18 protein-coding genes and 1 pseudogene are annotated in these 23,815 nt (G+C 72.9%); 10 read left to right on the plus strand and 9 right to left on the minus strand.

All coding sequences use genetic code 11. The features are described from left to right. Positions 1-135: 135 nt before the first annotated feature. Entirely contained in the window at positions 136-1,854 is a 1,719-nt protein-coding gene (locus ACIBSW_RS19495) for a BTAD domain-containing putative transcriptional regulator (protein ID WP_354729172.1), read from the plus strand. Between the two features lie 42 nt (positions 1,855-1,896). Here the strand turns inward: ACIBSW_RS19495 and ACIBSW_RS19500 are convergent, their stop codons facing one another. Both ACIBSW_RS19500 and ACIBSW_RS19505 read right to left on the minus strand, forming a co-directional pair. Beyond that, positions 1,897-4,020, minus strand: a complete 2,124-nt coding sequence (locus ACIBSW_RS19500; protein ID WP_354729174.1) for a PKD domain-containing protein — start codon at positions 4,018-4,020, stop codon at positions 1,897-1,899. 116 nt (positions 4,021-4,136) lie between these two features. Beyond that, positions 4,137-4,676 carry a hypothetical protein gene (locus ACIBSW_RS19505; RefSeq protein ID WP_354729175.1) on the minus strand — a complete coding sequence of 180 codons (540 nt, stop codon included), beginning with the start codon at positions 4,674-4,676 and terminating at the stop codon, positions 4,137-4,139. A 98-nt stretch (positions 4,677-4,774) separates the two neighbouring features. On the opposite strand from ACIBSW_RS19505, the gene ACIBSW_RS19510 reads away from it, so the two are divergent. From ACIBSW_RS19510 to ACIBSW_RS19525, 4 genes are all read left to right on the plus strand, one after another. Then, positions 4,775-5,458 (plus strand): response regulator transcription factor, encoded by a 684-nt coding sequence (locus ACIBSW_RS19510; RefSeq protein WP_354729177.1) that lies wholly within the window; start codon positions 4,775-4,777, stop codon positions 5,456-5,458. Continuing rightward, complete coding sequence (locus tag ACIBSW_RS19515) at positions 5,455-6,723, plus strand: HAMP domain-containing sensor histidine kinase (RefSeq protein WP_354729179.1); 1,269 nt, start codon at positions 5,455-5,457, stop codon at positions 6,721-6,723. The genes ACIBSW_RS19510 and ACIBSW_RS19515 overlap by 4 nt, the downstream gene beginning before the upstream one ends. Before the next feature lie 219 nt (positions 6,724-6,942). Then, the gene (locus ACIBSW_RS19520) at positions 6,943-7,602 is read left to right on the plus strand and encodes a PepSY domain-containing protein (protein WP_354729181.1); all 660 of its coding nucleotides are present in this window, start codon (positions 6,943-6,945) and stop codon (positions 7,600-7,602) included. Positions 7,603-9,988: 2,386 nt separating this feature from the next. Next, positions 9,989-10,228 (plus strand): hypothetical protein, encoded by a 240-nt coding sequence (locus tag ACIBSW_RS19525; RefSeq protein ID WP_404799386.1) that lies wholly within the window; start codon positions 9,989-9,991, stop codon positions 10,226-10,228. Between the two features lie 152 nt (positions 10,229-10,380). On the opposite strand, the gene ACIBSW_RS19530 is transcribed toward ACIBSW_RS19525, so the two are convergent. The 4 genes from ACIBSW_RS19530 to ACIBSW_RS19545 all read right to left on the minus strand — a co-directional run bounded on the left by ACIBSW_RS19530 (position 10,381) and on the right by ACIBSW_RS19545 (position 15,188). Beyond that, on the minus strand, positions 10,381-10,905 hold the full coding sequence (locus ACIBSW_RS19530; RefSeq protein WP_354730089.1) for a DUF1877 family protein: 525 nt from the start codon (positions 10,903-10,905) through the stop codon (positions 10,381-10,383). A 38-nt stretch (positions 10,906-10,943) separates the two neighbouring features. Next, on the minus strand, positions 10,944-11,315 hold the full coding sequence (locus ACIBSW_RS19535) for a DUF1801 domain-containing protein (protein WP_354730085.1): 372 nt from the start codon (positions 11,313-11,315) through the stop codon (positions 10,944-10,946). Positions 11,316-11,335: 20 nt separating this feature from the next. Then, positions 11,336-12,187 carry a DUF4142 domain-containing protein gene (locus ACIBSW_RS19540; protein ID WP_354730083.1) on the minus strand — a complete coding sequence of 284 codons (852 nt, stop codon included), beginning with the start codon at positions 12,185-12,187 and terminating at the stop codon, positions 11,336-11,338. Positions 12,188-12,263: 76 nt separating this feature from the next. Further along, positions 12,264-15,188, minus strand: a complete 2,925-nt coding sequence (locus ACIBSW_RS19545) for a tetratricopeptide repeat protein (protein ID WP_354730081.1) — start codon at positions 15,186-15,188, stop codon at positions 12,264-12,266. 62 nt (positions 15,189-15,250) lie between these two features. Between ACIBSW_RS19545 and ACIBSW_RS19550 the strand changes: the two genes are divergently transcribed. Further along, positions 15,251-15,760: a DUF6232 family protein gene (locus tag ACIBSW_RS19550; protein ID WP_404799387.1), complete on the plus strand. Its 510-nt coding sequence runs from the start codon at positions 15,251-15,253 to the stop codon at positions 15,758-15,760. Positions 15,761-15,799: 39 nt separating this feature from the next. Here ACIBSW_RS19550 and ACIBSW_RS19555 read toward each other — a convergent pair. After that, positions 15,800-17,260, minus strand: a pseudogene (locus ACIBSW_RS19555) (methyl-accepting chemotaxis protein); the annotation flags it as partial. A gap of 101 nt (positions 17,261-17,361) precedes the next feature. On the opposite strand from ACIBSW_RS19555, the gene ACIBSW_RS19560 reads away from it, so the two are divergent. Continuing rightward, positions 17,362-18,222 carry an ABC transporter substrate-binding protein gene (locus tag ACIBSW_RS19560; RefSeq protein ID WP_354730077.1) on the plus strand — a complete coding sequence of 287 codons (861 nt, stop codon included), beginning with the start codon at positions 17,362-17,364 and terminating at the stop codon, positions 18,220-18,222. On the opposite strand, the gene ACIBSW_RS19565 is transcribed toward ACIBSW_RS19560, so the two are convergent. Further along, the gene (locus tag ACIBSW_RS19565) at positions 18,219-19,475 is read right to left on the minus strand and encodes an SLC13 family permease (RefSeq protein ID WP_354730075.1); all 1,257 of its coding nucleotides are present in this window, start codon (positions 19,473-19,475) and stop codon (positions 18,219-18,221) included. The genes ACIBSW_RS19560 and ACIBSW_RS19565 overlap by 4 nt on opposite strands. A gap of 148 nt (positions 19,476-19,623) precedes the next feature. On the opposite strand from ACIBSW_RS19565, the gene ACIBSW_RS19570 reads away from it, so the two are divergent. Together ACIBSW_RS19570 and ACIBSW_RS19575 are read left to right on the plus strand one after the other, a co-directional pair. Beyond that, complete coding sequence (locus ACIBSW_RS19570; RefSeq protein WP_354730073.1) at positions 19,624-20,244, plus strand: TetR/AcrR family transcriptional regulator; 621 nt, start codon at positions 19,624-19,626, stop codon at positions 20,242-20,244. Beyond that, positions 20,241-21,635: a patatin-like phospholipase family protein gene (locus ACIBSW_RS19575; RefSeq protein ID WP_354730071.1), complete on the plus strand. Its 1,395-nt coding sequence runs from the start codon at positions 20,241-20,243 to the stop codon at positions 21,633-21,635. The genes ACIBSW_RS19570 and ACIBSW_RS19575 overlap by 4 nt, the downstream gene beginning before the upstream one ends. A gap of 65 nt (positions 21,636-21,700) precedes the next feature. On the opposite strand, the gene ACIBSW_RS19580 is transcribed toward ACIBSW_RS19575, so the two are convergent. Further along, positions 21,701-22,720, minus strand: coding sequence for a glycoside hydrolase family 11 protein (locus tag ACIBSW_RS19580; RefSeq protein ID WP_354728857.1), 1,020 nt, complete (start codon positions 22,718-22,720; stop codon positions 21,701-21,703). 324 nt (positions 22,721-23,044) lie between these two features. Between ACIBSW_RS19580 and ACIBSW_RS19585 the strand changes: the two genes are divergently transcribed. Then, on the plus strand, positions 23,045-23,803 hold the full coding sequence (locus ACIBSW_RS19585) for a 2-phosphosulfolactate phosphatase (RefSeq protein WP_354728855.1): 759 nt from the start codon (positions 23,045-23,047) through the stop codon (positions 23,801-23,803). Positions 23,804-23,815 lie beyond the last annotated feature (12 nt).

Consider the following 23,815-nt stretch of genomic DNA (forward strand, 5'->3'; position numbering starts at 1 on the left):
AAGCTAGTGACCGGCCCTGAGGTAAACCGGTGGAAATCCTGAGGCCGCCTTGAGCGCGCTCGGCCGGGCCGCCCGAAATCCTTAGGTGCAGGCCGAGACCGCCGATTTCGCAGCGGACAGAGGGAGTACGAACAGATGCGCGTGACGGTGTTGGGGCCACTCACAGTGACCGACGGCGGCGGCACGATCCTGCCCGCCGGCGACCTGCCGCGCCGGGCCCGGCAGGTGCTCGCGGTGCTGGCCGCCCGGCACGACCGCATCCAGACCAAGGACGCCCTCGCCGACGCGGTCTGGGGCACCGAGCTGCCCGGCAACCACGTCGCCACGCTCGAGCACTACGTGTCGATGATCCGGCGGCGCCTGCAGCCGGACGGCAGCGTCGCGAACTGGTTCATCGTCACCCGCGGCGGCGGGTACCTCTTCGACACCTGCCGCGCCGAGCTCGACCTGGCCGACCTGCGCGGGCAGATCCGCAGCCTGGACGCGCTCGCGCCGGACGGCCCCGACCGCCTCGCCGTGCACTCGTCGATCCTCGCCCTGGCCGGCCAGCTGCCGTTCCCGGAGGACCCGTACGCGGAGTGGGCCGAGCAGGCCCGCACCGAGGTGCAGCTGGCCGCGGTCGACGCCCTGCTGGCGCTCGCCGGCGCCGCCCTGCCCGAGGATCCCGCGCGGTCGCTGCGGCTGGCGCAGGAGGCGATCGGTCTCAGCCCGTTCCTCGAGTCGGGCTACCAGGCGGCGATGACGGCGGCGGTCGCCATGGACCGCCCGGACCAGGCGCTGCGCATCTTCGACCGCTGCCGGCGGGTGCTCGAGGAGGAGCTCGGCCTGCCGCCCTCGGCCGAGCTGATCCGCCTGCAGAGCGCCGCCCTGGCGCACCGGCAGACCACGCCCGCCGAGAGCGCGCCCGCGCCGGTCGCGCGGCCCGTCGCCCCTGCGCCCGTCTCCGGCGCCGAGCCGGTCTTCCTCGGCCGCCAACACCAGCTCGAGGTGCTGTTCGAGCCGACGGCGCCGCCGGTCGTGCACGTCGTCGGCCCGGTCGGCGCCGGCAAGTCGGCGTTCGTGGCCGAGCTGGCCCGGCGCGCGCCCAACCGCGTCGGCATCGGACATGCCGGCTCGTCGGTGTTCCGGCTCGCCTGGCTGCGCGCCGTGCTGATCGACCTGGGCGCCGGTCCGGAGATCCTCGCCGTCGTCGACGGCGCCCGCGCCGACGAACCCCTCGGCCCCGCCGAGCTGGAGCTGATCGGCTCGCTGTTCTACGGCCCCGAGCGGATCTTCCTGGCCGTCGACGACGCCGCCGACCTGGACAGCGCCAGCGTCGCGGAGCTGGCCTGGCTGAGCCGCAACTGCCCGCGGCTGCGGATCGTGCTGACCTACCGCTACCCGTCGCAGGTCATCGACCGCCCGCTGGCGGCGCTGCACACCACGGTCGTGCTGCGGCTGGGCCCCTTGAGTGCGCAAGACCTGGCGTCGCTGGACGACGACCGGGTGGCCGAGCGCAGCGGCGGAATCCCGGCGCTGGTTGCGGTCGCGACCCGGCCGCACGAGATCGCCTGCGCGGTCGCGATGCAGATCGCCCGGCAGCGGACCCGGTGGATGAACGAGCCGGCCTGGGACGTGCTGCGCCTGTGCGCGGTGCTCGGCCCGCTCAGCGCCGCCGACCTGGCCCCGCTCACCGGCCGCTCGGTGCAGGAGGTGCTGACCTCGATCGACGATCTGGTGCACGCACACCTGCTCAGCGACGAGCCCGACGGCACGGTGCGGCACCGCGGCACGCTGATCCGCGACGCCATCCGGGAGCAGGTGTCCCAGGCGTCCTGCACCCACCTGCGGGAACGGCTGACGGCGGCCTCCTAACGGAGACCGCCGCCGCTGTGGTGCCTTACTCAGCTCAGCCCGTCAGTTGGTCACGTTGACCGCGAAGGCGAGCGTCTGTGCGCCCGTCGTCGTGACGAAGCTGACCGTACGCACCGTGCCCGGGTTGGGCCCGGTGACCCGCAGGTCGAACGCCCCCGTGGCGTCGATGGTCGCCGGAGCGCCGATGGTGCGGCCGGTGAGCGTGCTGCCCAGCACCACGGTGACCCGCTGGCCCGCGAGCAGGCTGCTGGTACCCGAGATCCGCCACTCGTTGTTGCCGGTGCGGTAACGCACCGCGAGGTTGGACAGCGCGTCCGCCTGCGGCCGGATGATGACCCTGCCGGTGTCGGAGCCGGCCGGGTTGGTGACCGTCAGCTCGAGCACCACCGGGTCGTTGTTGAAGACGTAGGTGTTGTTCGGGCCGGGCACCGCGGGCAGCGCCTGCACCGGGTAGGTGAACGTCGGCTTCGCGCTCTTGGGGTTGACCAGGTTGACCGTCGGACCGGACACCTGCCGCCACGAGTACGTCTCGGCGGCGTTCGAGTTCGAGGCGTCCAGCGCCACCGCGCGGCCCCGGACCACGATCTGGTCCGCGCCCGGCTTGGCCTTCGGCAGGGCCGCCGCGATCACGTTGACGGTCAGCGTCACCGGCACGCTCGTGCCGCCGGGCCCGGTCACGCTCAGCGAGAACTTGTACTTGGCCACCTCGCTCGGCACGAACGTCGCCACGGACCCGGTCGGGTTCGACAGCGTGACGGCCGGCCCGGCCGTCTGCACCCAGTTGTACGTGCCGATCTCACCGGCCGAGCCGGTAGCGTCCAGGCGGATGGTCTGCCCGACGATGGCCGGCGATTCGACAGTCGCCGCGGCGACCGGGGCGGTGGGCAGGAAGACCTGGCCGGTGCCCGCCACCGAGGCGGTCGCGGAGCCACCCGCGGCCGAGTTGACCGTGATCACGGCCGGCGGAGCGGCGACGTTCTCGAACGGCACCCCGGCGGTGATCGGGCCGAAACCGGCGACCGAGAGGACCGGGTTCGACTTGTCGTCGCTGGAGTCGGCGGTGACCGACAGGGTCTGCGCGTCGGAGTTGTAGGCGACGCCGGTGATCGTCACGACGTCGACCAGGGCCCGCTCCTTGCGGGTCACCGGCCGGTCGCTGGCGTTGATCACCTCGATCTTCGAGCCCTTGGCCACGGCGCCGGCCGGGAACCGGCCGTAGTAGTGGCTGCCGCCGCCGCGCAGCGAGGTGGTGTGGAAGCCGAGCGCCTCGTTGGCGGCGACCTGGATGACCTGGTCGGGCTCGCTGCTCGCGAACACCTCGACCACGCTGACGCCGTCCGCGTTGGTCGAGTAGGTGGCCTGGTCGATGTCGACGCCCGCGTTGGTCGCGTAGCGGCCCTGGACGCTGAACACGTCGGTGAAGCCGACCTGACCCAGCACCGCGCCGGTGGTCGGGTTCAGCTGCTCGACGCGTACGAAGTTCGTGCTGTACGGGCTGCCGACGACCTTGTGGTCCACGCCGGGGTCACCGGTGTATCCGGCGGGCGCGGCGGGCGCCACGGCCGGGTCCCACTTCAGGAACGGGCCGATCCGGCTGCTCAGAACGCCACCGAACGCACCCGGCGCGATGCCGATGTCCTCGGTCATGTTGACGCCCTTGTCACCCGCGACGATGTCGTCGATCCCGTACGGGTGGGTGATGCGGAAACGCTGGCCCTCGGGCGCGTCGAAGCGGATCCGGACCCGGCCGAAGACGACCTGGTCGCCGGCGATCGGCTCCTCGCGGGCGAACGCCGCCTCGACGTTCATCCCGACCGTCACCCGGGCGCCGCCGGTGATCGCGAAGTCGGCGCCGGCGAGCTGGTAGAAGGACTCACCGGGGAAGTTGTCGGGGAAGGACACCGGCTCGTCGGGGTTGGGCATCTCGTCGGCGGGTCCCGGGCAGAGCAGGTCACCCGGGTCGGTGCACAACTCCAGGCGGGTGTTGTTGCTGTCCCGGTACCAGGCCGGGAACCCGTGTTCGGCGATCGGGCCGACCTGCACGAGACTGCCGGTCCGCTCGGTGGGAGGCTGCAAGGCCACCGCGGCGGCGGTGCCGGCCAGCGGCGCCACCACCGCCACGATCACGCCGAGCGTGACCGGGAGGCGAGCCAGTGTCTTCTTCATGGCACTCCTAAGCTGTTACTGGAGCAGCCAAAATAGGAATGCCGCCTGTGGCACCGCTGTGGTCCGGCTGAGGCTCCCGCTCGGCGGGCCGACCCGGGCCCTGACCCGGTGCGGCCTCAGTCGCGGTCCCGCTCGTCCAGGACGGGCCGGTCGCCGTCGCAGCCGACCCGGACCTTGACCCGGTCGTGGTTGTCGACGGTGCTCCGGAACTCGCCCTCGGCTTGCGCGCGCGGGCCCTGGTCGCGCTCGTGCACGGCGAATCCGCCCAGCGGCGACATCGCGACGATCTCGGCCTGCCCGGACGCGCACCGCACGACCACCGTGCCGCCCTCGGTCCGGAACGTGCGGAGCCCCGCGGCCGGCGCCGGGCCGCTGCCCGCGGACGCCCGGGCGGAGGACGACGCGGCGGTCGCCGGGGTGGTCGCCGGGTTGGTTGTCGGGTTGGTCGTCGCCTGGGCGGAGGACGGCGCGGTGAGCGTCGGGGTGGTCGTCGTCTGGGCGGCCAGGTCGCGTTCCACCTCCGCCGCAGAGCGCGGTCGCCCCGCCTCCGAGCTGAGGCCGTCACCGATGACCCGCACGGCGGCCAGCCCGATGAGCACGGCCAGCACCGCCGCGCCGATCCAGCCTGCGGTGCCGAGCAGAGTTCGTCGCTTCATCCGGTCGACTATGCCCTCCCGCACGCTAAGGCCGGGCCGGGACCGCGCTAAGGGAGGGTTAAGCCGCTGGTGACGGGCATCCGGGTTACGGTGCGGGGATGGCGCACCTGTTGCTGATCGAGGACGACTCGGCGATCCGTACCAACCTGCTGCGGGCGCTGCGCGAGCGCGGCCACGCGGTGGCGGCGTCACACACCGCGATGGACGGGTTGCAGACCGCCCTGGCCGAGCGGCCCGATCTGGTCGTGCTCGATCTCGGCCTGCCCGACCTCGACGGTCGCGAGCTGCTGCGCATGCTGCGGGCGGTGAGCCCGGTGCCGGTGATCGTGGCGACCGCCCGGGACGACGAGGAGGAGATCGTCCGGGTGCTGGACGCGGGCGCCGACGACTACCTGGTCAAGCCGTTCACGGCCGCCCAGCTTGACGCCCGGATCCGGGCGGTGCTGCGCCGCGGCGGCGAGGACCGCGCGGAACAGGCCGAGATCACCGTCGGCGGTCTGCGGGTCGACGCCGGTGCCCGGACGGCCTCGCTGGACGGCGCGCAGCTGGACCTCACGCCACGCGAGTTCGACCTGCTGCACCACCTCGCGTCCCGCGCCGGGCAGGTGGTCACGAAGCGGGAGCTGCTCTCCGAGGTCTGGCAGGTGCCGTACGGCGGCGCGGACAAGACGGTCGACGTGCACCTGTCCTGGCTGCGCCGCAAGCTCGGCGAGACCGCGCAGACGCCGCGATATCTGCACACGGTGCGGGGGGTGGGCGTGCGGCTGAGTGAGCCGGCATGAGGCGCCGCCTCACCCTGCTCGTCGCCGCCACCACCGGCCTGGTGCTGCTGGCCTTCCTGGTGCCGCTGGCGGTGCTGGTACGCCAGGTCGCCGCGGACCGCGCGGTGGGCCGCGCCGACAACGTGGTCCGGGCCATCGTGCCGCTGGTGGGCACGAGCGACTCCAGCGAGCTGGAGCTGTCGCTGAGCGGCGCGTCGGCACCGGTGACCGTCTACCTGCCGGACGGCCGGGTCCTCGGCGCACCGGCGGAGCCGACTGCGGCGGTGCGGCTGGCGAGCGCGGCCGGGCAGTCGTTCACGGTCGACGGCGCGGCGGGCCGGGAGATCGTCGTGCCGGTGGTCACCGCGCAGGGCACCGCGGTCGTGCGCACGGTGGTGCCGCGCGCGGAGCTGACCCGCGGCGTCGTCAAGGCGTGGCTCGTGCTCGCCGGCCTCGGCGTCGTGCTGGTGCTGCTGGGCCTGCTGATCGCGGACCGTTTCGCCCGGACCCTGGTCGCGCCGATCGCCGACCTGTCCGCGGTCTCGCACCGCCTGGCCCGTGCGGAGCTGTCGGCGCGCGCCTCACCCGGTGGGCCGCCGGAGATCCAGGAGGTGGCCGGCGCCCTCAACCACATGGCCGCCCGCATCCAGGACCTGCTGCGGCACGAACGCGAGCAGGTCGCGGACCTCTCACACCGGCTGCGCACCCCACTCACGGCGCTGCGCCTGGAGGCGGAGACGCTGCGCGACCCCGACGACGCGGCCCGCCTCGCGGCCGCGGCGGACGCGATCGAGCGGGCCGTCACCGCCGTCATCCGCGAGGCCCGCCGCCGCGGCACGGCCCGCCCCCGCTCCGGCTGCGACGCCACGGCGGTGGTCGCCGACCGGGTCGCCTTCTGGTCCGTGCTCGCCGAGGACACCGACCGAGGCGTACGCCGTGAGCTCCCCGCCGCGCCGCTCCCCGTCGCCGTCCCCGCCGACGACCTGGCGGCGGCGCTCGACGCCCTCCTGGGCAACGTCTTCGCGCACACCCCCGACGGAACCGACTTCGCGGTGTCGCTGGTCGCCCGCCCGCCCGGCGCTGTACTGACGGTCTCGGACGCGGGCCCCGGCTTCCCGGAGTCCGCGACCCGCCGCGGCGTGTCCGGCTCCGGCTCGACCGGCCTGGGCATGGACATCGCCCGCCAGGCCGCCGAAACCACCGGCGGCACCATGCGCGTCGAATCCGCCCCCGACGGCGGCGCCCGCGTAGTGCTCGAACTGACTGGCCCCTTAACCACCCCTTAGAGGTCACACAGCGTGCCGCTAAGCCGCGGTACGCGAATGTTCAGGGCGTCAACCAGTCACCGACCACCAGCCACAGCCACCAGTCAGCGGCCACGGGCTACCAGTCAGCAGTCAGCAGTCACCGGCCACCGGCTACCAGTCACCAGTCACCGGCCACCAGTCACTGGCCACCAGTCAGCAGCCAGCAGTCAGCAGTCATCCCACCGGAGGTTCAACCAAATGATCACGCTCCGCACAGTCTCCACCCTCGCTGCCGGCGTGGCCGCGGCGCTCGCCCTCGGCGGCACCGCCCTCGCAGCCAGCGGCGCCGACGACCCGAGCGGCTCCGACGACCGCGGCGGCGCCGTGGAGATGCTGCCGAACGGCGACCCGGTCCCGACCGAGTCGGCCACGGACCCGGCACCCACCGCCACCGCCGCCACCTCCACCCCGGAGGCAGTGCCGCCGGCCGCGATCGACATCGCCACCGCCCGCGCGATCGCCCTGAAGGCCACCGGCGGCGGCCGAGTCACCAGCATCGAGGCCGAGACCGAACACGGCCGCGCCGTCTGGGACATCGACGTCGTGACCAACGGCGTCCGCCACGACCTCGACGTCGACCGGTCGACGGGCGCGATCCTGCGCCACCGCACCAAGTCGTCGAACGGCTCCTCCTCGTCATCCTCCTCCGACCGCCGCGGCGGCCACGGCTCCGACGACACAGGCGCTGACGACCGCGGTCGCGGCCGCGGCTCCGACGACTCGGGCTCGGACGACCACGGCCGTGGCGGCCACGGCAGCGACGACTCGGGCTCGGACGACCACGGCCGCGGTGGCCACGGCAGCGACGACTCCGGCTCCGACGACCACGGCAGCGGCGGCCACGGCTCCGACGACTGACCCTCCGACGCCGCCGCCCGGCGGCCGCCGACCGACCACCGTCGGGCAGCGGTCGTCGGGTAGCGAGTCGCCGGGCAGCGGGTCGCCGGGGCAGCAGCCGCCGGCCAGCGGGTCGCCGGGCAGCAGCCGCCGGCATCGGTCCGGTGGTCGCCGCCCCAAGGCCGGGCTGATTGCTCACCGAATCGGCCCGAACGATCGCACGCAGCAGCAGGGCCCGCGGTCTCGCGGCGCTCTGCTGCCGCGGCGTCCGCCCACGTGACGACGGAGCAGCCCGACTACCAGCAGGGCGCTTCACCGTCCTGGTGCCCGCCCGCCGCACATGGGTCGCAGCGTGCTGCCGACTCAGGACGACACGCCCGTTGAGACAGCGGTCGGAGCCGCCCGATGCAGCGAGCAGCAGCGGGTCAACCAGCAGGCTGCCTCGCCAAGCTCGTCACTGAGAGTCGCCGAACCCTATGCCGCAAGCCTGCGCGTGGATCTTCGATTCGCGCCTGCCGCGAATATTGAGTAAACGTCAGCGCGAAGAGTCCTTTCTGTCAATGAGAATGCACCCATCGGGTCGCCGGAATGTTTGCAATTCCTGTGCGTGCAATAGGCGCCTTGACCCTCACGAGCTCTGGGTCGGTTTGAGTTGCGAATCGCCGGGACGGGGTGGGGATCTCATATTTTGCCGATGCCTATCTCGGTTGATTTCGTCCGACCTGGCCCGTGATCGACGCGGTCGGCACCGAGCAGTGAGCCGGCGGGGGCCACTGGCTACCCAGGTTCCGTAGCGGTCGCCGATCCGCCTGCGTTGATCTTGATGTGGTGGGGATAGGTGCGGCCGGTGCCGGGTTGCCGGCGCAGTTCGGGTTGCGGTGGCGAGGCGTTGGCTACCCACGTATTCCTCCAAGCCGGCATGCCGCTCACGGGTTCGGCCGCGGTGATTGGTCCGGCTTGGCTGATCGGATAGGCGCACGGGTCGTAGCCGTCGTCTGTAGGCGAGTCCCGCTTGACGGTGGGCTTCGTCTGTCGGTCGCGCTTGGGCGGCCGTCACCTGCCCGCCGATCCCGGCCGGCGAGCATGCCTTGATCGGCTCCGAATCACCGGCAATCTCGCTCGGCGGATGTGTCTCAACAGGCTCCGCCCGGCCCGCGGCCTTGTCGGGTGGGAGCGCCTGGTCGGGTCTTGCCTGCCTGGCGGTTCTGCTCGATGGTTGCGCCTTGGCCAGTCCCGCCTGCCTGGCGGGCTCGTTCACCCGACGAGCCTCGATCAGTTGCATCAGGCAGGCGGTCTGGTCCGGCGGACCCGTCGTGGTCGGCCTCGTCCAACCAGCGGGCTCGTTCGGCGGTCGCGCCGCGGCTGCCTTCGCCGGGACGGCGGTCCGGTCCCGCGTGCGCGTCTGGGTGGGTTTCGCCGGGCGGGCGGTTCTGCTTGGCGTAGGTGTCTGAGCGGGTTTCGGCTGGTCGGCGGTCTCGTTCGGCGTGCGTTTCTGGGTGGGTTTCGCCTGGCAGGTGGCTTTGGCCGGCGCGGATGTCCGGGTAGGTCCGTGCTGGTGGGTGACCTCGCTTGGCGAGCGTGCCTTGGTCGGGTTCGCCGGGTGGGCAGGCTCGGCTGGCACGCATGGCTGGGTTGGGTTCACCTGGCCGGCGGTCGCGTCCGGCGTGCGCGTCTGGGTGGGTTTCGCCGGGCGGGCGGTTCTGCTTGGCGTAGGTGTCTGAGCGGGTTTCGGTTGGTGGGTGGTCTCGTTCGGCGTGCGTGTCTGGGTGGGTTTCGCCTGGCAGGTGGCTTTGGCCGGCGCGGATGTCCGGGTAGGTCCGTGCTGGTGGGTGACCTCGCTTGGCGAGTGTGCCTTGGTCGGGTTCGCCGGGTGGGCGGGCTCGGCTGGCACGCATGGCTGGGTTGGGTTCACCTGGCAGGTGGCTTTGTCCGGCGCGGATGTCCGGGTAGGTCCGTGCTGGCGGGCGACCCCGCTTGGCGAGTGTGCCTTGGTTGGTTTCGCCGGGTGGGCGGGCTCGGTCGGCGCGCATGGCTGGGTTGGGTTCACCTGGCCGGCGATCTCGTCCGGCGGAAGCGTTCGGGCGGGTTTCGCCTGGTCGGCGGTTCGGCCGGGTCGGTGGGCTTCGGTGACGGCGGTCTTGCCTGGGTGCTCGGTCTGGTTGATGTTCCGTCGATCGTGGTGGGTCGAGGTGGTGCCGGGTGCCGGGTGTCGGGCGGGTGTGGGGTGGGCGGGTCCGACCGGGCGGGTGGGCGTCCCGGTCCTGTGGGGCGTCGCGGGCAGTATTGGCTGTGGGCTTGCCGGGCGTCGCTGGTCCGGGTGGGTCGTGGGGCGCTCGTCGTCGCGGCTGCGTAGCTGGCGTAGGCGCCGGGCGTGGCGTTGTGTCAGGCCCCATGCGCGGTGTCGCTCGTGGTTGCGGCGGAACTCGTCGCGCTCGGGGGAGTAGTTGCGGGATGCGGTGCGGTCACGCATGGCGGCCAGTTGGCTGCCGGTGAAGAATTGAAGCTGCTTGAAGCATTGATGCTGCCGCATGGATTTATTATCCCGGGCCGGCCGACACTTTTCCTCGCCAATCTGTGTTGGATCATGCCAACTTATCGAAGGAACTTACAAGGCGGTCACGGTGAAGATCTCATTGGTGGCTGCTGATTCGGTGTTCATTAAGAAATTGCGCGATACAGCGAACACCGCAACGAATTATCGTCACCGTCCGTGCATGTCACGCGCGGCAGGGAGGCGTCACGGAAGTATGCGCATCAAGACCGGAGGAGAAGCTCTGGCAGGACCTGTAGGAGCGCCACTCAATCCAGCCAGCAGATCACCGCGTCGCCGTCCTTGGCCGCTGCGGTGAAGAAGGTCTGCGCGGATGGTAGGAAGTGGGCCACCCACGCCAGCTCGCCGGGTCGTTCCCAGGTGCCGGGGTAGATCTCGGCCCGGTACAGCTCGGTCGGATCCACGTCGCGGGTGAGGTCTTCCTCGGTGAGCGTCGCCAGCTGCGCGGCCGCGGCCGCCACCTGCGCCGGCGTCAGGTAGGACGGCGGCCCGTAGCCCCAGTCGTCCTCGAGGCTCTCCAGGAAGTCGAACATCTCCGCGCTGTCGGGCTCGACGTCCGGCAGCTCCACGAAGCTCTCCGCGCCCAGGACCAGCGGAATCTCGAAGCCGAGCCGGTCGAGCAGGAAGTCGAGTCCGTGCCACGCCTTGCCGGTGCCGGTCCAGCGATCGGAGTCGCCGTCTCGTTCCTTCCTGGCGAGTTCATGGGCCCAGTCGAGGTCGGACACGGCGCGTTCCAGCTCGTCGGGGGACACGCGTAGCCAGTTGCCGTTCATGCTCACGGCGGCAGCCTAGACGTCGCCTACGACAGTTCTCACATCCAGAGGACGCCGTCGGCCTCATGCTCGCGGACTCGGTACTCGATCATGCGGCGCAGCAGGTCCGCCGGGACCGGGTGGCCGTACGGGAGCTTGATCGAGCCCTTGCCGGTCTCGAGATCGCCGAGTTCGGCGGCGAAGGCCTCGCGGGTGCTGGGGGTGAACGCGAAGTTCGCGTGCTTCGCGTGGCCGCTGATCATGAACAGGATCGTCCCCGAGGGGTGCACCCAGGCGGGGTGGCCCCACTTGATGGCCTCGCTCGCGTCCGGCACGGTCGCGCTGGCCAGCGCGTGCAGCTGCTCAAGCAGCTCACGGGCCGGCCCGGCGACACCGTCGATGTACTCGTCGATCGTCCGAGGCCTGCTCATGGCATCAGTCTGGCAAATGCTCAGGAGTCGTAATACCGGCTTCGTTGCCGCCGGTAGGATCCGGCCCGCGCGCGGCGGGAGTCCATCATGAAATGCCGGCAGGCGAAGACCGTCAGGCCGATGCTCACGAGCGCGACCAGCACGATGGGAATCACCGGAGCTCCGCCGACCGACAGCGGCGTGGTTGAGCTCACCGCCTTCTGCGCCTGCGCGGCGCCGGCCGTTCCGCCCGTCGCCGCCGCCGGCGGAGGCGCGGTCGGCAGGCCGGCGAAGTCGACGATGCCGCTGCTCTCCAGCAGGGTCATGTGCGTCATGACGAACTGGTTGGTGCGCTGGGCGAGCTTGCGTACCGTGTCGTTGCGGGTGCTGGCCCGGATCGTGGCGATGGCCGGGAAGATCTTGCCGTGTGCGGCCCGCAGCCGGTCGATGTAGATCTGGTCGAACTCCTCGCCCTCGGCCTCACGCATCTCGTTGAGCCAGCCCTGCTGGTCGGCGTTGGGCTTGTTCGGCAGGTCGACGTCGAGCTTCTTCGCCGCGTCGCGGACGAGCTTGTCCAGCACTCCGTGCTGCTCGGCGATGTCGCGGCCGATGGCCTTGATCCGAGGGTCGTCCGACTTCTCCTGGGCCATCTCGCCGGCGGGGATCTCCCACAGCCCGGCCAGGCGGACCTTCACCGTGAAGTCCTGGTCCGCCTCGGAGATGGTGCCCTTGCCGCGGTCGGTCAACAGTTCGTTCGGCGGCAGCGGGATGCCGGGCTCGGCGCGTGCCGAATTCGGGTCGAGCAGGATCAGGGCGACGGCGACGAGCGCCGCACCCGACAGGCGGTGACGCCACCCCAACACTTGATCGACGGCGAACACGTCAACCTCCACCCCGGTATTCGATTGCTGCCAGCGACGGGTACTACGTACCGGGTCCCGTTCTGGATCAACTCACGAGGACGAATTTCTACGGGCGGTCGAGGTCGGTGTTGAGGGCCAGGGCTCGGCGCCAGTGCCAAAGGGCCTGTTTCGGGTCGCCGGCGGCGTGGTAGATGTTGGCGATTCCGGCGTGTGCGCGGGCCCGTTCGGCGACGGCGTCGGTGTCCGCGGTCAGGGTGAGCACGGAGTTGTGCAGGTCAAGGGCGCGGTCGTGCTGCCCGGTGGCGTGCAGGGTCTCGGCCAGGCCGTTGAGCGCCGACCCCTCGCCGGTGCGGTTGCCGATGCCGCGGAACAGGTCGATGGCCTGCCGGTGGTGGTCGATCGCGGCGTCGAAGCGGCCCTGCTCCCGGCGTACCAGGGCGAGCTCGTTCAGGGCGTCGGCCTCGCCGGGCCGGTTGCCGATCTCGCGGTCCAGGGCCAGGGCGCGCCGGAGGTGGTCGACGGCCTGTTCGTGGCGGCCCTGCCGGGCGTGGATGGCGCCGAGCCGCTCGAGCTGCATCGCCTCGCCGAGCGGGTCGCCGAGTTCGCGGTAGAGGGCGAGCGCCTCCCGGGAGTGCTCGGTCGCCTCGTCGTAGCGGCCCTGCTGGCGGTGGACGATGCCGAGGGTGTCCAGCGCGTCCGCCTGGCCGAGGCGGTTGCCGGTCTCCAGGAAGATCGCCAGCCCTTGCCGGGTGCAGTCGACCGCCTGCCGGTGGCGGCCCCACCGGCAGTACGCGTAGCCGAGGTTGTTGAGCGCGCGGGCCTCGCCGGCCCGGTGGCCGATCTCGCGGAAGTTGAGCAGGGCGTGCCGGAGGTGGTCGACGGCCTCCGCGTGCCGGCCCAGCCCGTCGAGGCTGGTGCCGAGGTTGGCCAGGGCGTTGCCCTCGGCGGCCAGGTCGCCGCAGCGGCCGGCGGCCGCGCCGGCGTGCGCGTGGACGGTCAGGGCGTCGGCGAAGTGGCCGCCGAAGTCGAGGTAGAGGCCGAGGGTGGCGGCCAGGCGGCCGGTGTAGCCGGGCCGGCCGTCGGCGGCGGCGTAGCTGCAGACGGCGACCAGGTTGGGGCGTTCGGCGTCCAGCCAGGCCCGGGCCGCGGCCGGATCCGCGACCACGGGGGAGGGCGAGCCGGCGGGCGGCACCCGCGGCCGCTGGAACTTGCCGGCCGGGAACAGGGCGTCCATCGCGGCGGCGGCGGTGGCCAGGTAGTGGTCGAACAGGCCGCTCAGGGCGGTACGCCGGGCGTCGTCGGGGTCCTGCGAGCCGGCCAGGTCGGCGGCGTAGGCCCGCATCAGGTCGTGGAAGCGGTACCGCCCCGGCACGGCCTGGATCAGCAGGTGTGCGTCGAGGAGCTCCTCGAGGATCCGGCCGGCGGCGTCGAGACGCAGGCCGGTGAGCGCGGCGACGGCGTACGGGTCGGCGTCGGCGCCGGGGTGCAGGCCCAGGCGCCGGAACGTGCGCCGCTGCTCGTCGGTGAGGTCGTCGTAGGACAGGGCGAAGGCGGCGGCCACGCCGCGTTCGCCGTCGTGCAGCTGGCCGAGCCGGTCGGCGAGCAGCTCGGCCAGGTGCGCCGCGGTCCAGGCCGGGCGGGCCCGCAGCCGGGCGGCGGCGATGCGGACGGCCAGGGGCAGTCGCCCGCACAGCCGGACGACCCGCTCGGCGGCGCCGGGATCGCCGGCGGCGCCGGGCCCGGCGATCCGGGTGAACAGGGTGACCGCGTCGGCGAGGGGCAGGCTCTCCAGCGACAGGGGCCGCGCGTCGTCCAGGGCGGTCAGCCGCCGCCGGCTGGTGACCAGGACCAGGCAGCCGGGCTCGGCGGGGAGCAGCGGGCGGACCTGATCGGCGGTACGCGCGTTGTCCAGCACGATCAACATCCGGCGGCCGGCCAGCCGGCCCCGGTAGAGCGCGGCCCGGTCGTCCACCTCGGCCGGAATCTGATCACCTGGTACGCCCAGCGCGCGCAGCAGCCGCTCGAGCGCCTGCCCGGGCTCGATCGCCGCGACGGCGCGGGTGTATCCGTGCAGGTCGAGGAAGAGGCAGCCGTCGGGGAACCGGGCGGAGAGCCGGTGCGCGGCGTGTACCGCGAGCGCCGTCTTGCCGATGCCGCCCATGCCGTCGACCGCGCAGATCACCACGACCCCGGACGGCGTACCGGGTGCGAGGTCGAGCAGCTGGGCGAGCTCGGCGCGGCGGCCGGTGAAGTTCCCGGTGTCGGCCGGCAGCTGCGCCGGAACCGGCACCGGCGCCCGGCCGTCGAGCACCGTCCGGTACGCCTCGTCGAGGGCGTCGGTGGGGTCCACCCCGAGCCGGCCGGTCAGGTCCGTATGGGTGCGCCGGTAGACCTCGATCGCCTCGTCGCGCCGTCCCGCGGCGTGCAGGGAGCGGATGAGCAGCGTCGCCGCGCGTTCCCGCCCGGGCTGCCCGGCGGCCACCGGGGTGAGCAGGTCGATCACCTCGTCCGTGCCGCCGCGGGCGAGCAGCGCCGCGGCGAGGTCCTCGGTCGCGGCCAGCCGCAGGTCGCTCATCCGGTCCCGAATCGGGTCCAGCGATCGCTCGGTGAGGTCGGCGAGCGCCGGCCCCCGCCACAGGCCCATCGCGAGGCGCAGCGACCCGGCCGCGTCGCCGTCGTCCGCCCGGGCCTGCGCGACCAGGTCGCGGAACCGGTGCCAGTCGACGACATCCGGGTCCACTTCGAGCAGATAGCCCGGCGCGCGGGAGACCAGCCGTACCTGATCGCCGAAACCCGCCTTGCGGAACGCCGTCCGCAGCCGGGAGACGTAGTCGGTGACCAGCCGGTCGATGGTCACCGGCGGGTCGCCGGCGCCGCCGCCCCAGGCCAGCCTGACCAGGTCCGCGCGGCTGACCACGGTGTTCGCGTGGAATGCCAGCACCGCGAGCACCGCGCGCTGCTTCGAACCCAGCGCGACCGGACGCCCGTCGTGCCGGACGTCGACGTCGCCGAGCAGCCGCAACTCGACCATCACAGGCGACCCTACGGGATCGCTACGGCCCGGATCGGACCTCGTGTCCCGACGCTGTCGCCATGACCACTTTCTACGATCACGGCGGCATCCGCATCACCGATCGGTGGCTGTCCATCGGCGGCCGCCGGTGCCGGGTCGGCCACCTGCGCAACCTTCGGACGGCGCGGGGACACGGTGACCGCGCCACCCGGCGCGCGGCGGGCACGGCCGTGGTGTCGCTGCTCGTCGTCGGCGCGGCCGCCCGGCACGTACCGGCGCCGGTGTCCGTGCTCGGCGCGGTCGTCCTGGTCGTGCTGCCGGCCCTGGTCGCGGCCGCCCGCGCCCGGCTGGTCCGGCCGGCCTACCTGCTGCTGGCCGACTACCGGGGCACCACGGTCCGGCTGTACGCGACCCGGGACGAGACCGAGTTCGGCAAGTTCAGCCGCGCGCTGGCCCGCGCGTCAGTCGAGGCGGAACTCGCGGACCAGGTTGCGCAGCTGGACCGCGAGCCGGGCGAGGTCGGTCGCCGAGCTCTGGGTCTCGCCGGCGCCGATCCTGGTCGTCGCCGCGTCCTGCATCACGGCCTGTAGCTCGCTGGAGATGCCGTCGACCGCGGTGACCGCGCGGGACACGCTGTCGGTGATCTCGGCGGTGGCGCGGTTCTGGTCGCCGACCGCGACGCCGATGACGTCCTGGGTGCCGTTGATGTCGCCGACGATGCGGGCCACCTCCGCGGTGGCCTGGCGCATCGCCTGCGAGTCGCGCTGGATCGCCTCGATGCGCCCGGAGATGTCCTCGGTGGCCGCGGCGGTCTCCCGGGCCAGGTCCTTGACCTCCCCGGCGACCACCGCGAAGCCCTTGCCGTACTCCCCGGCGCGGGCGGCCTCGATGGTGGCGTTCAGGGCCAGCAGGTTGGTCTGCTCGGCGATCGAGGTGATCAGCTTCACCACGTCGCCGATCTCGGCGCTCGAGGTGTCCAGCCGCTCGGCGAGCCGGCCGGAGGTCGCCGCGGCCGCCGCGGCGTCGGCGGTGATCCGCCGGGCGTCGTCGGCGCGCGCGACGATCTCGTCGATCGAGGAGCTGATCCGGCCGATGCCCGAGGCCGCGGAGCCGACCACCTCGTGCACCGTCCCCGCCGCGGCGGCCAGCGTGTCGGTCCGGGCCACGGTCGCCTGCGCGCCGTCGGTCAGGCTGGTGCTGGTCGCGTGCAGCTCCTCGGAGGCGCTGCTCAGCGTCGAGGCGGCCTCGTCGAGGTCGAGGACCGCCGACCGTACGTTGTCCGTGGCGCGGCTCATCGCGACGGTCAGCTCGGTCAGCTCGTCCGAACCGGTGATCCGCGGGCGCACCGACAGGTCCTTGGCGGCGATGGCGTTGGCCACCTGCAGGCAGTCCGCGAGCCGGCGGCCGAGATGCCGGGCCAGCAGGACGGCGGAGCCGAGCAGCAGGACCGCGGCCAGCACGCTGGCGGCGATCGTGAGGTTGCGGGCGGAGCTCTGCACGGAGGCGGCGTCGAGGCTCGCCTGCTTCGACTCGGCCGCGATGGCGTCCTCCACCGGGCGGAGCGCGGCGACGAGCGCATCGGACGCCTTCTGGAAGACGGGCAGCGCCGCCTGGGCCTTCTCCTGGGTCGGGTCGGTGACGCTGAGGTTCGCCAGGCTCACCAGCCGCTGGCTCACCGTGACCAGCTGCTCGACCTGCTCGTCCAGGCCGCCCGCGGCTTGCCGTACGGACGCCGGCGCCGTGTCGGCGTGCAGCGCGTCGATGCTGTCCCGCAGCGTCGTCGCGTCGGCGCCGAGCCGGTCCAGGGCCGCCCGGCGCTGCTCGGCGGTGCGCGCCACCATGGCGGCGAGCACGTCGCCGCGCAGCACGGCCTGTGCGGCGGCGATCGCCCGGTCGGCGCGCTCGGCGTCGGTGGCGAGGACCAGGCGCGCCTGCGCCTGCTGCTGCCGGTCCGCGGCGAGCAATCCGATTCCGCCGACGGCGAGGACCAGCACCAGGCCGGCGATGGCCAGCGCGACGATTTTGCGGCCGAGGCTCAGCCGTGGCATGACCCGCAACATGCGACCCCCTACGCGTTCTCGTCCTCCCATCGGCCCGCCGGTGAATTACTTGAGGCTGCAAACTTCTCAACTTCCACGGCGGCGCCGTCGATGGGACTCAGCGACTACTCCGGGTCAGCAGAGGGGGAGACGTGCGCGTCAAGCCAGCCCTGACGGTTATCGCCGTCGTGACCGCCCTACTTGCCGGCAACGCGGCCTACTCGTCCGCGGCCCCGGCCGGGACGAGCCGGGCCGCCGCGGCCGTGCCCGCCGACGTGCGGCAGGCCGGGACCCTCGTCGTGGCGTCGGAGATCGGGTACCCGCCCTTCGAGTACGAGGACGAGCAGGGGAAGGCCGTCGGCGTCGACGTCGACCTGGCCGCCGCGCTCGCCGACCGGCTGAAGCTGCGCCTGGAGTTCCGCAACGTCGCCTGGGACGACCTCATCCCCACCGTCGCGGGGCACAAGGCCGACGCGATCATGTCCGGGATGACCGACAACGCGGAGCGGCAGAAGCAGCTCACCTACGTCGACTACCTGGTCGAGGGCTCGCAGGTCGTGGTCGCCGCCGGCAACCCGCACCGCATCGGCGGCATCGACGGCATCTGCGGCCGGCGGGTCGCCCTCCAGGCCGACACCACCCAGGACGAACTCGCACACGCGCAGGCCGCGCTCTGCGCCGCCGCCGGGCGCCGCCGGCCGGTCATCTCCGGCCTCGGCAGCGGCGAGGCGTACCCGCTGCTGAAGGCGGGCCGGATCGACGCGATCGTCGACGGCTACACCAGCGCCGCGTCCCAGGTCAAGGACGGCAACGGCGCCTTCGAGCTGGCCGGGGTCCAGGTCGAGGCGAGCCCGATGGGCATCGGCATCGCCCGGGACCGCGCCGAACTGCGCCACGCCGTGCAGCTCGCGCTGCGCGAGATCATCGCCGACGGCACGTACCTGAAGATCCTCGACAAGTGGGGCCTGAAGGCCGAGGCGCTGACGACCGCGGCCATCGACGGCGGGGTCTAGGTTCCGAGGGCGGTCAGCGACGCCCAGAGTGCCACCACCGCGAGCACCAGGGTGGCCGGCACGGCGAGCAGGCCGAGGCGGGTGAACTCGTTCAGGCTCACCTCGGCGTCGTGCTGGTGCACGATGCGCCGCCACAGCAGCGTGGCGAGGGACCCGGCGTAGGTGAGGTTGGGGCCGATGTTGACCCCCAGCAGCACGGCCAGCACCGCGCCGGGCCCGGCGGCGGCGGTCAGCGGCAGCAGTACCAGCACGGCGGGCAGGTTGTTGATGACGTTCGCCAGCACGGCGGCCAGCGCCGTGATCGCGAGCAGGGCCGCCAACCCCGTGCCGCCCGGTATCAGCCGCCCCAGCGCCGCGCCGAGGCCGTTGTCGACCACCGCGCCGACCACGATCCCCAGCGCCAGGACGAAGACCAGGAACGGCACCCCCGCCGCCCGTACGACGTTCGCCGGGGTGGTGCGGCGCCGGGCGAGGGCCCGGACGGCGAGGACCAGGGCGCCGGCGAACGCCGCCCAGGCGGGGTTGATCCCGGCCGCGGAGGTCGCGACGAAGCCCGCCAGCGTGCCGACCACCGTGACCAGCGCGAACACCGGCACCCTCGGCTGCTCGGCGGCCGCCGGGGCCGGGGCGCCGGCGTCCAGGTCGGCGGCGAAGAAGCGCCGGAAGACCAGGTACTCGGTGCCGATCGCCACCAGCCACGGCAGCGTCATCAGCGCGGCGAAGCGGGTGAAGCTCAGCGCGCTGGCGGTGAACGCCAGCAGGTTGGTCAGGTTGGAGACCGGCAGCAGCAGCGAGGCCGTGTTCGACAGGTGGGTGCAGGCGTAGACGTGTGGCCGCGGCCGGGCGCCCAGCCGCGCGGCGGTGGCGAACACCACCGGGGTGAGCAGCACGATCGTGGCGTCCAGGCTGAGCACCGCGGTGATCAGCGATGCCGCCGCGAACACGTGCGCCAGGAGCGTGCGCGGTCGCCGCCGCGCGGCGCGCGCCATCCAGATTCCGCAGGCGTGGAACAGCCCCTCGTCGTCGCACAGCCGGGCCAGGACGAGCACGGCGGCCAGGAAGCCGATCACCGGCCCCAGCAGGGCGACCTCGGCGCGGACGCGATCGAGCGTGATCGCCCCGGTGGCGATGACAACGCCGGCCGCGGGTACGGCGACGACGGCCTCCGGCAGGCCCCAGGGGCGAACGGCGGCGCAGGCCAGCACGGCGATGAGCAGGACGACGGAGAGGGTCTCCGCGAGCGAGGTGTTCAAGGTCCGGCCCTTCCCCGGAACCGGCGGCCGCGAAACCGTCCCGGCCGCCGAAGTGATCTTGGTCCCGTCCCGGTTGCCCCGATGAAATGAACCGTGGTTCACTCCTTGGCAAGCTTTGAACCCGGATTCAGAAGTTGGGAGCCTCCGGATGCCGTACCGGCAAACCGCACTGACCAGGCAGAACGCGCGGGACAAGCGGGACGGGATGCTCCGCGCCGCGCGGTCGTTGGTCGCCGCCGAGGGGTTCAAGGGGGCCACCGTCGCCGCGATCGCCGCGCGCTGCCCGGCCAGCGTCGGCTCGGTCTACTCCTACTTCGACAGCCGCGACCGGCTGCTCGCCGAGGTGTTCCGCAGCGCCGCGAGCCACGAGATCGACCTGGCCCGGGCGGCCGTCGCCGACGCCGGTCAGCACGCCGCCGAGCGCCTCAACGGACTGATCCGCACGTTCAGCGGGCGGGCCCTGCACGGGCGGCGGATGGCCTGGGCGCTGCTGTTCGAGCCGGTCAGCCCGGTGGTCGAGGAGGAGCGGCTGGTCTACCGCCGCTCGTACACCGACATCGGCGAGCGGATCATCCGGGACGGCCTGACCAGGGGCGACTTCGTGCCGCAGGATCCGCGGCTCGCGGCCTCCGCCGTGATGGGCGCCATCTCCGAGGCGCTGGTCGGGTGGATCCGCCCGGACAGCCCCGAATCGTCGCCCGAGGAACAGGCCGGCGTGATCGAGGCGATCCGGCTGTTCTGCTTCCGCGGACTGGGAGTCGCCCGATGACCACGACGTCGTCCCTGGCCCGCGCGCAGCGGGTGCTCGCCGACCAGTCCGTGTCCCGGATGTTCGGCACCCGGCTGGTCTCGTTCGGCGAGGGCAGCGCCACCGTCGAGATCGACATCCGGCCCGAGATCACCAACCACCACGGCGCGGTGCACGGCGGGATCGTCGCGTACGCCGCCGACAACGCCCTCGCCTTCGCCGGCGGCGCGGCGCTGGGGCCCGACGTGGTCACGTCCGGGCTGAGCATCGACTACATCGCGCCGGCCCGGGGCCGTACGCTGCGGGCGCACGGCATGGTCATGCGCGCCGAGGGCCGGCGCGCCGCCTGCCGTTGCGAGCTGCACGCGATCGCCGAGGACGGCACCGAGACCCTGGTCGCCGTCGCGCAGGGCACCATCGTCGCGCCGGCGGAGCCGGCGGCCACGCCCGCCGCCACGCCCGCCGCCCGGCCCGTGCGGCCCCGGGTGGGCCGGCTCGCCAAGCCCAGCGTCCAGGACGTGCTCCTCGAGCGCCGCCGCACCGGGAACACCGACGACGGCGCCACCGTCGCGCTGGTCATCGAGGGCGGCGGCATGCGGGGCATCGTCTCCGCCGCGATGGCCGCCGTCATCGAACGGGAGGGCCTGCTGCCGTCGATCGACATGATCGTGGGCACCTCGGCCGGCGCGGTCAACGCGGCGACCCTCGCCGTCGGCGCCGCCGAGGCGATGGCCGCGTCGTACGCGGAGGTCTTCACCTCGCCCGAGTTCATCGACCTGCGGCGGTTCGCCCTCGGCCGCCCGGTGATCGACGGACCGCGCATCGTCAGCCGGGTCGACGAGCTGTTCGACCTCGGCTCCGCGGCCGGCACCGACTGGGCCGGCCGGCTCGCGATGGTCGCCACCGATGTGGACACCGGCCGGGCCGAGGCGCTGTCCGACTTCACCGACCGCGCCGACCTGATCGCCAGCCTGCACGCCTCCGGCCTGCTGCCGATGCTCGCGGGCGACCCGGTCGAGCTGCGCGGCCGCCGTTGGCTGGACGGCGGCATCGTGGAGGCGGTGCCGGTCGTCGCCGCCGCCGTGCGCGGCGCCACCCACGCCATCGTGCTCGCCACCCGGCCGCCGGGCACCCAGCCGTCGTTCGGCGCCGTCGACGTCGTGGTCGAGCGCTACCTGCGCCGCCTCAACCCGGAACTCGCCGCCGCGTACCGCGGCCGTCCGCACCGCTACCGGGAGACCCTCCAGCAGGTGCGCGACGGCTGGAGCCACGGCCTGAGCACGCTCGCGCTCGCGCCCCGCCTCGGCGACCCGCTGCCGTCACGGCTCGAACGCGACGCGGGGGCGCTGCGTGCGGCCCGGGACGCGGCCACCGAGGCCGCCCGCGAAGGCCTGGCCTTCCTCCTGCGGTGACGCACGGAGGTGGCGCGGCGGCCGGAGCCGCCGCGCCACAGGTGCGGTGTCGTGGCCGGCCGGGGTCAGCCCGTCCGGCAGGTGACGGTCGGCCAGGTCCAGTTGCCGTTGGCCATGATCGTTACGCCGAAGTTGTTGCCGTTGCCGTTCGGCCGGGCGGTGACGGTTCCGCTCGTGCCGCTGACCGAGGCGTTCCAGCTGTTCTGCAGGCTCTGGCCGCCGTTGAGGCCGAGGCTGACGACCCAGGTGTTCGTGCCGCTGACCGCGACGTTGAGGTTGAACCGGTCGCCGAACTGCTGGCCGGCCGAGAGCGTCGCGGTGCAGTTGCCGCCGCCTCCGGGCGGGGGAGTGGTGGTGGGCCCGGGGGTGGGGCTGCCGCCGTCGCGCACCGTGATGTCGGAGCTGCCGCTGCTCTGGTAGCCCTCGGTGGCGATGATCTGGTACGCGTGGTTGGTGCCCAGGTTCAGCCCGGCGCGCGCCCAGGCGTCGAAGTGGTTGGCGGTGGTGATGGTGCCGCCGGTGCGCTTCGACTGCCGCACGCTCCAGTACTGGTAGAACGTGGCGGTGCCGTCGATCGACGGCTGGTTGACCCGCTGGGTGCGGTAGAGGTCGTAGGTGCTGCCGTCGGTGGTGACGGAGCCCATCCGGGTGGCGCCGGTGCTCGGGTTGTACGTGCCGAAGTTCTCCACGACGTAGTACTCGATGAGCGGGTTGCGCGTCCATCCGTACAGGGCGAGGTAGCTGTTGCCGTTCGGGCTGTAGCTGCCCGAGTAGCTGATCGTCCTGCGGCTGCCGGTGGCCCAGCCCTTGCCGCCGACCCAGTTGTTCGTGCCGCTGCCCCAGTTGCTGGAGTAACGGCCGTCGGCGCGCAGCGTCATGCTGGCGTTGCCGCTGTCCTTCCAGAACGAGAAGTAGAACCCGTTGTGGGTGCCGGTGGTGTTCGAGCTGACGGTCCGGTCGGCCTCGGCGTAGGCGCTCGGCGCGGCTATCACCGTGCCGGCGACGGCCATCACCGCGGCGCACGCGGCGCCGAGGAGGAGCCGCGTCCGGCCGCGTCTCCTCGGTGTGGTGGGGATGTCATTCATGAATCTGCTTCCTCCTCGTGACGGCTGGCGGGAGGCCAGCGGCGCGGACGGCCGCCGGGCATCGGCGTCTGACCACGCGGTGGGGGCCGGTCGCGGTTTGCAGTGCCATCGACGGTCATGAGTCCCGTCGATGGCGACGCTATTTCCGTACCCGCGAAGGTGTCAACAAGTTTCGGTAACCTTCCGGAAATCAAGCCGTGACGAAAGATCGGCGTTCAGCCTGACCGGCAGCAGAACGGCCGGATCCCGCTCCGAGGCGATCGCCGCTCGGATTGCGCAGGTCTGGGGACTGGCTGCTCCGGAAGTTTCGGTAGCCTGTGGTCCATGCATCCCGCGCACACGCAACGCGCCTACCGGCTTCGCTTCGATTGGGGGCTCGCCGGTGCCCGGGCGGCCGGTGCGGACGCCGACGTCGTGGTGGTCGTCGACGTGCTGTCCTTCACGACCACCCTGAGCGTCGCCGTCGAGGCCGGCATGGAGGTGCTGCCGTACCGGTGGAACGACGGGACCGCCACGCGCTACGCCGCCGAGCGGCAGGCCGTTCTCGCGGTCGGCCGCTCGGTCGCCGGGCCGGGCGAGGTCAGCCTGTCGCCGGCGACCATCCGGGCGAACGCCGCCGTCCGGCGCGTCCTGCTGCCCTCGCCGAACGGGTCGACCATCTCGCTGCTGACCGGCGCGAGCGGTGCGACGGTGGTCGGTGCGTCGCTGCGCAACTTCTCCGCGGTCGCGCGCTGGATCACCCGCCGGGCGGCGCCGCGAGTCCCGACGGTGGCGGTCATCGCCGCGGGCGAGAGGTGGGACGACGGCAGCCTGCGGCCCGCCGTCGAGGACCTGTGGGGCGCCGGGGCCGTCATCCGGTCGCTTCAGGACGCCGGGCTGGTGGACGCCTCGCCGGAGGCCGAGGCCGCGGTCGCCGCCTATGCCGCGGTCGAGAAGGACGCGCCGGCGGCGCTGCGGGCCTGCGCGAGCGGCCGGGAGCTCATCGGCAACGGCTACGCGGGCGACGTGGAGATAGCCGCCGAGATCGATCGGTGCCCCGCCGTACCCGTCCTCTCCGGCGCCGCGTTCGTCGCCGCCTCCTGAACCGTGCCGACC

Source organism: Actinoplanes sp. NPDC049668, assembly GCF_044465445.1.
Lineage (GTDB): Bacteria > Actinomycetota > Actinomycetes > Mycobacteriales > Micromonosporaceae > Actinoplanes.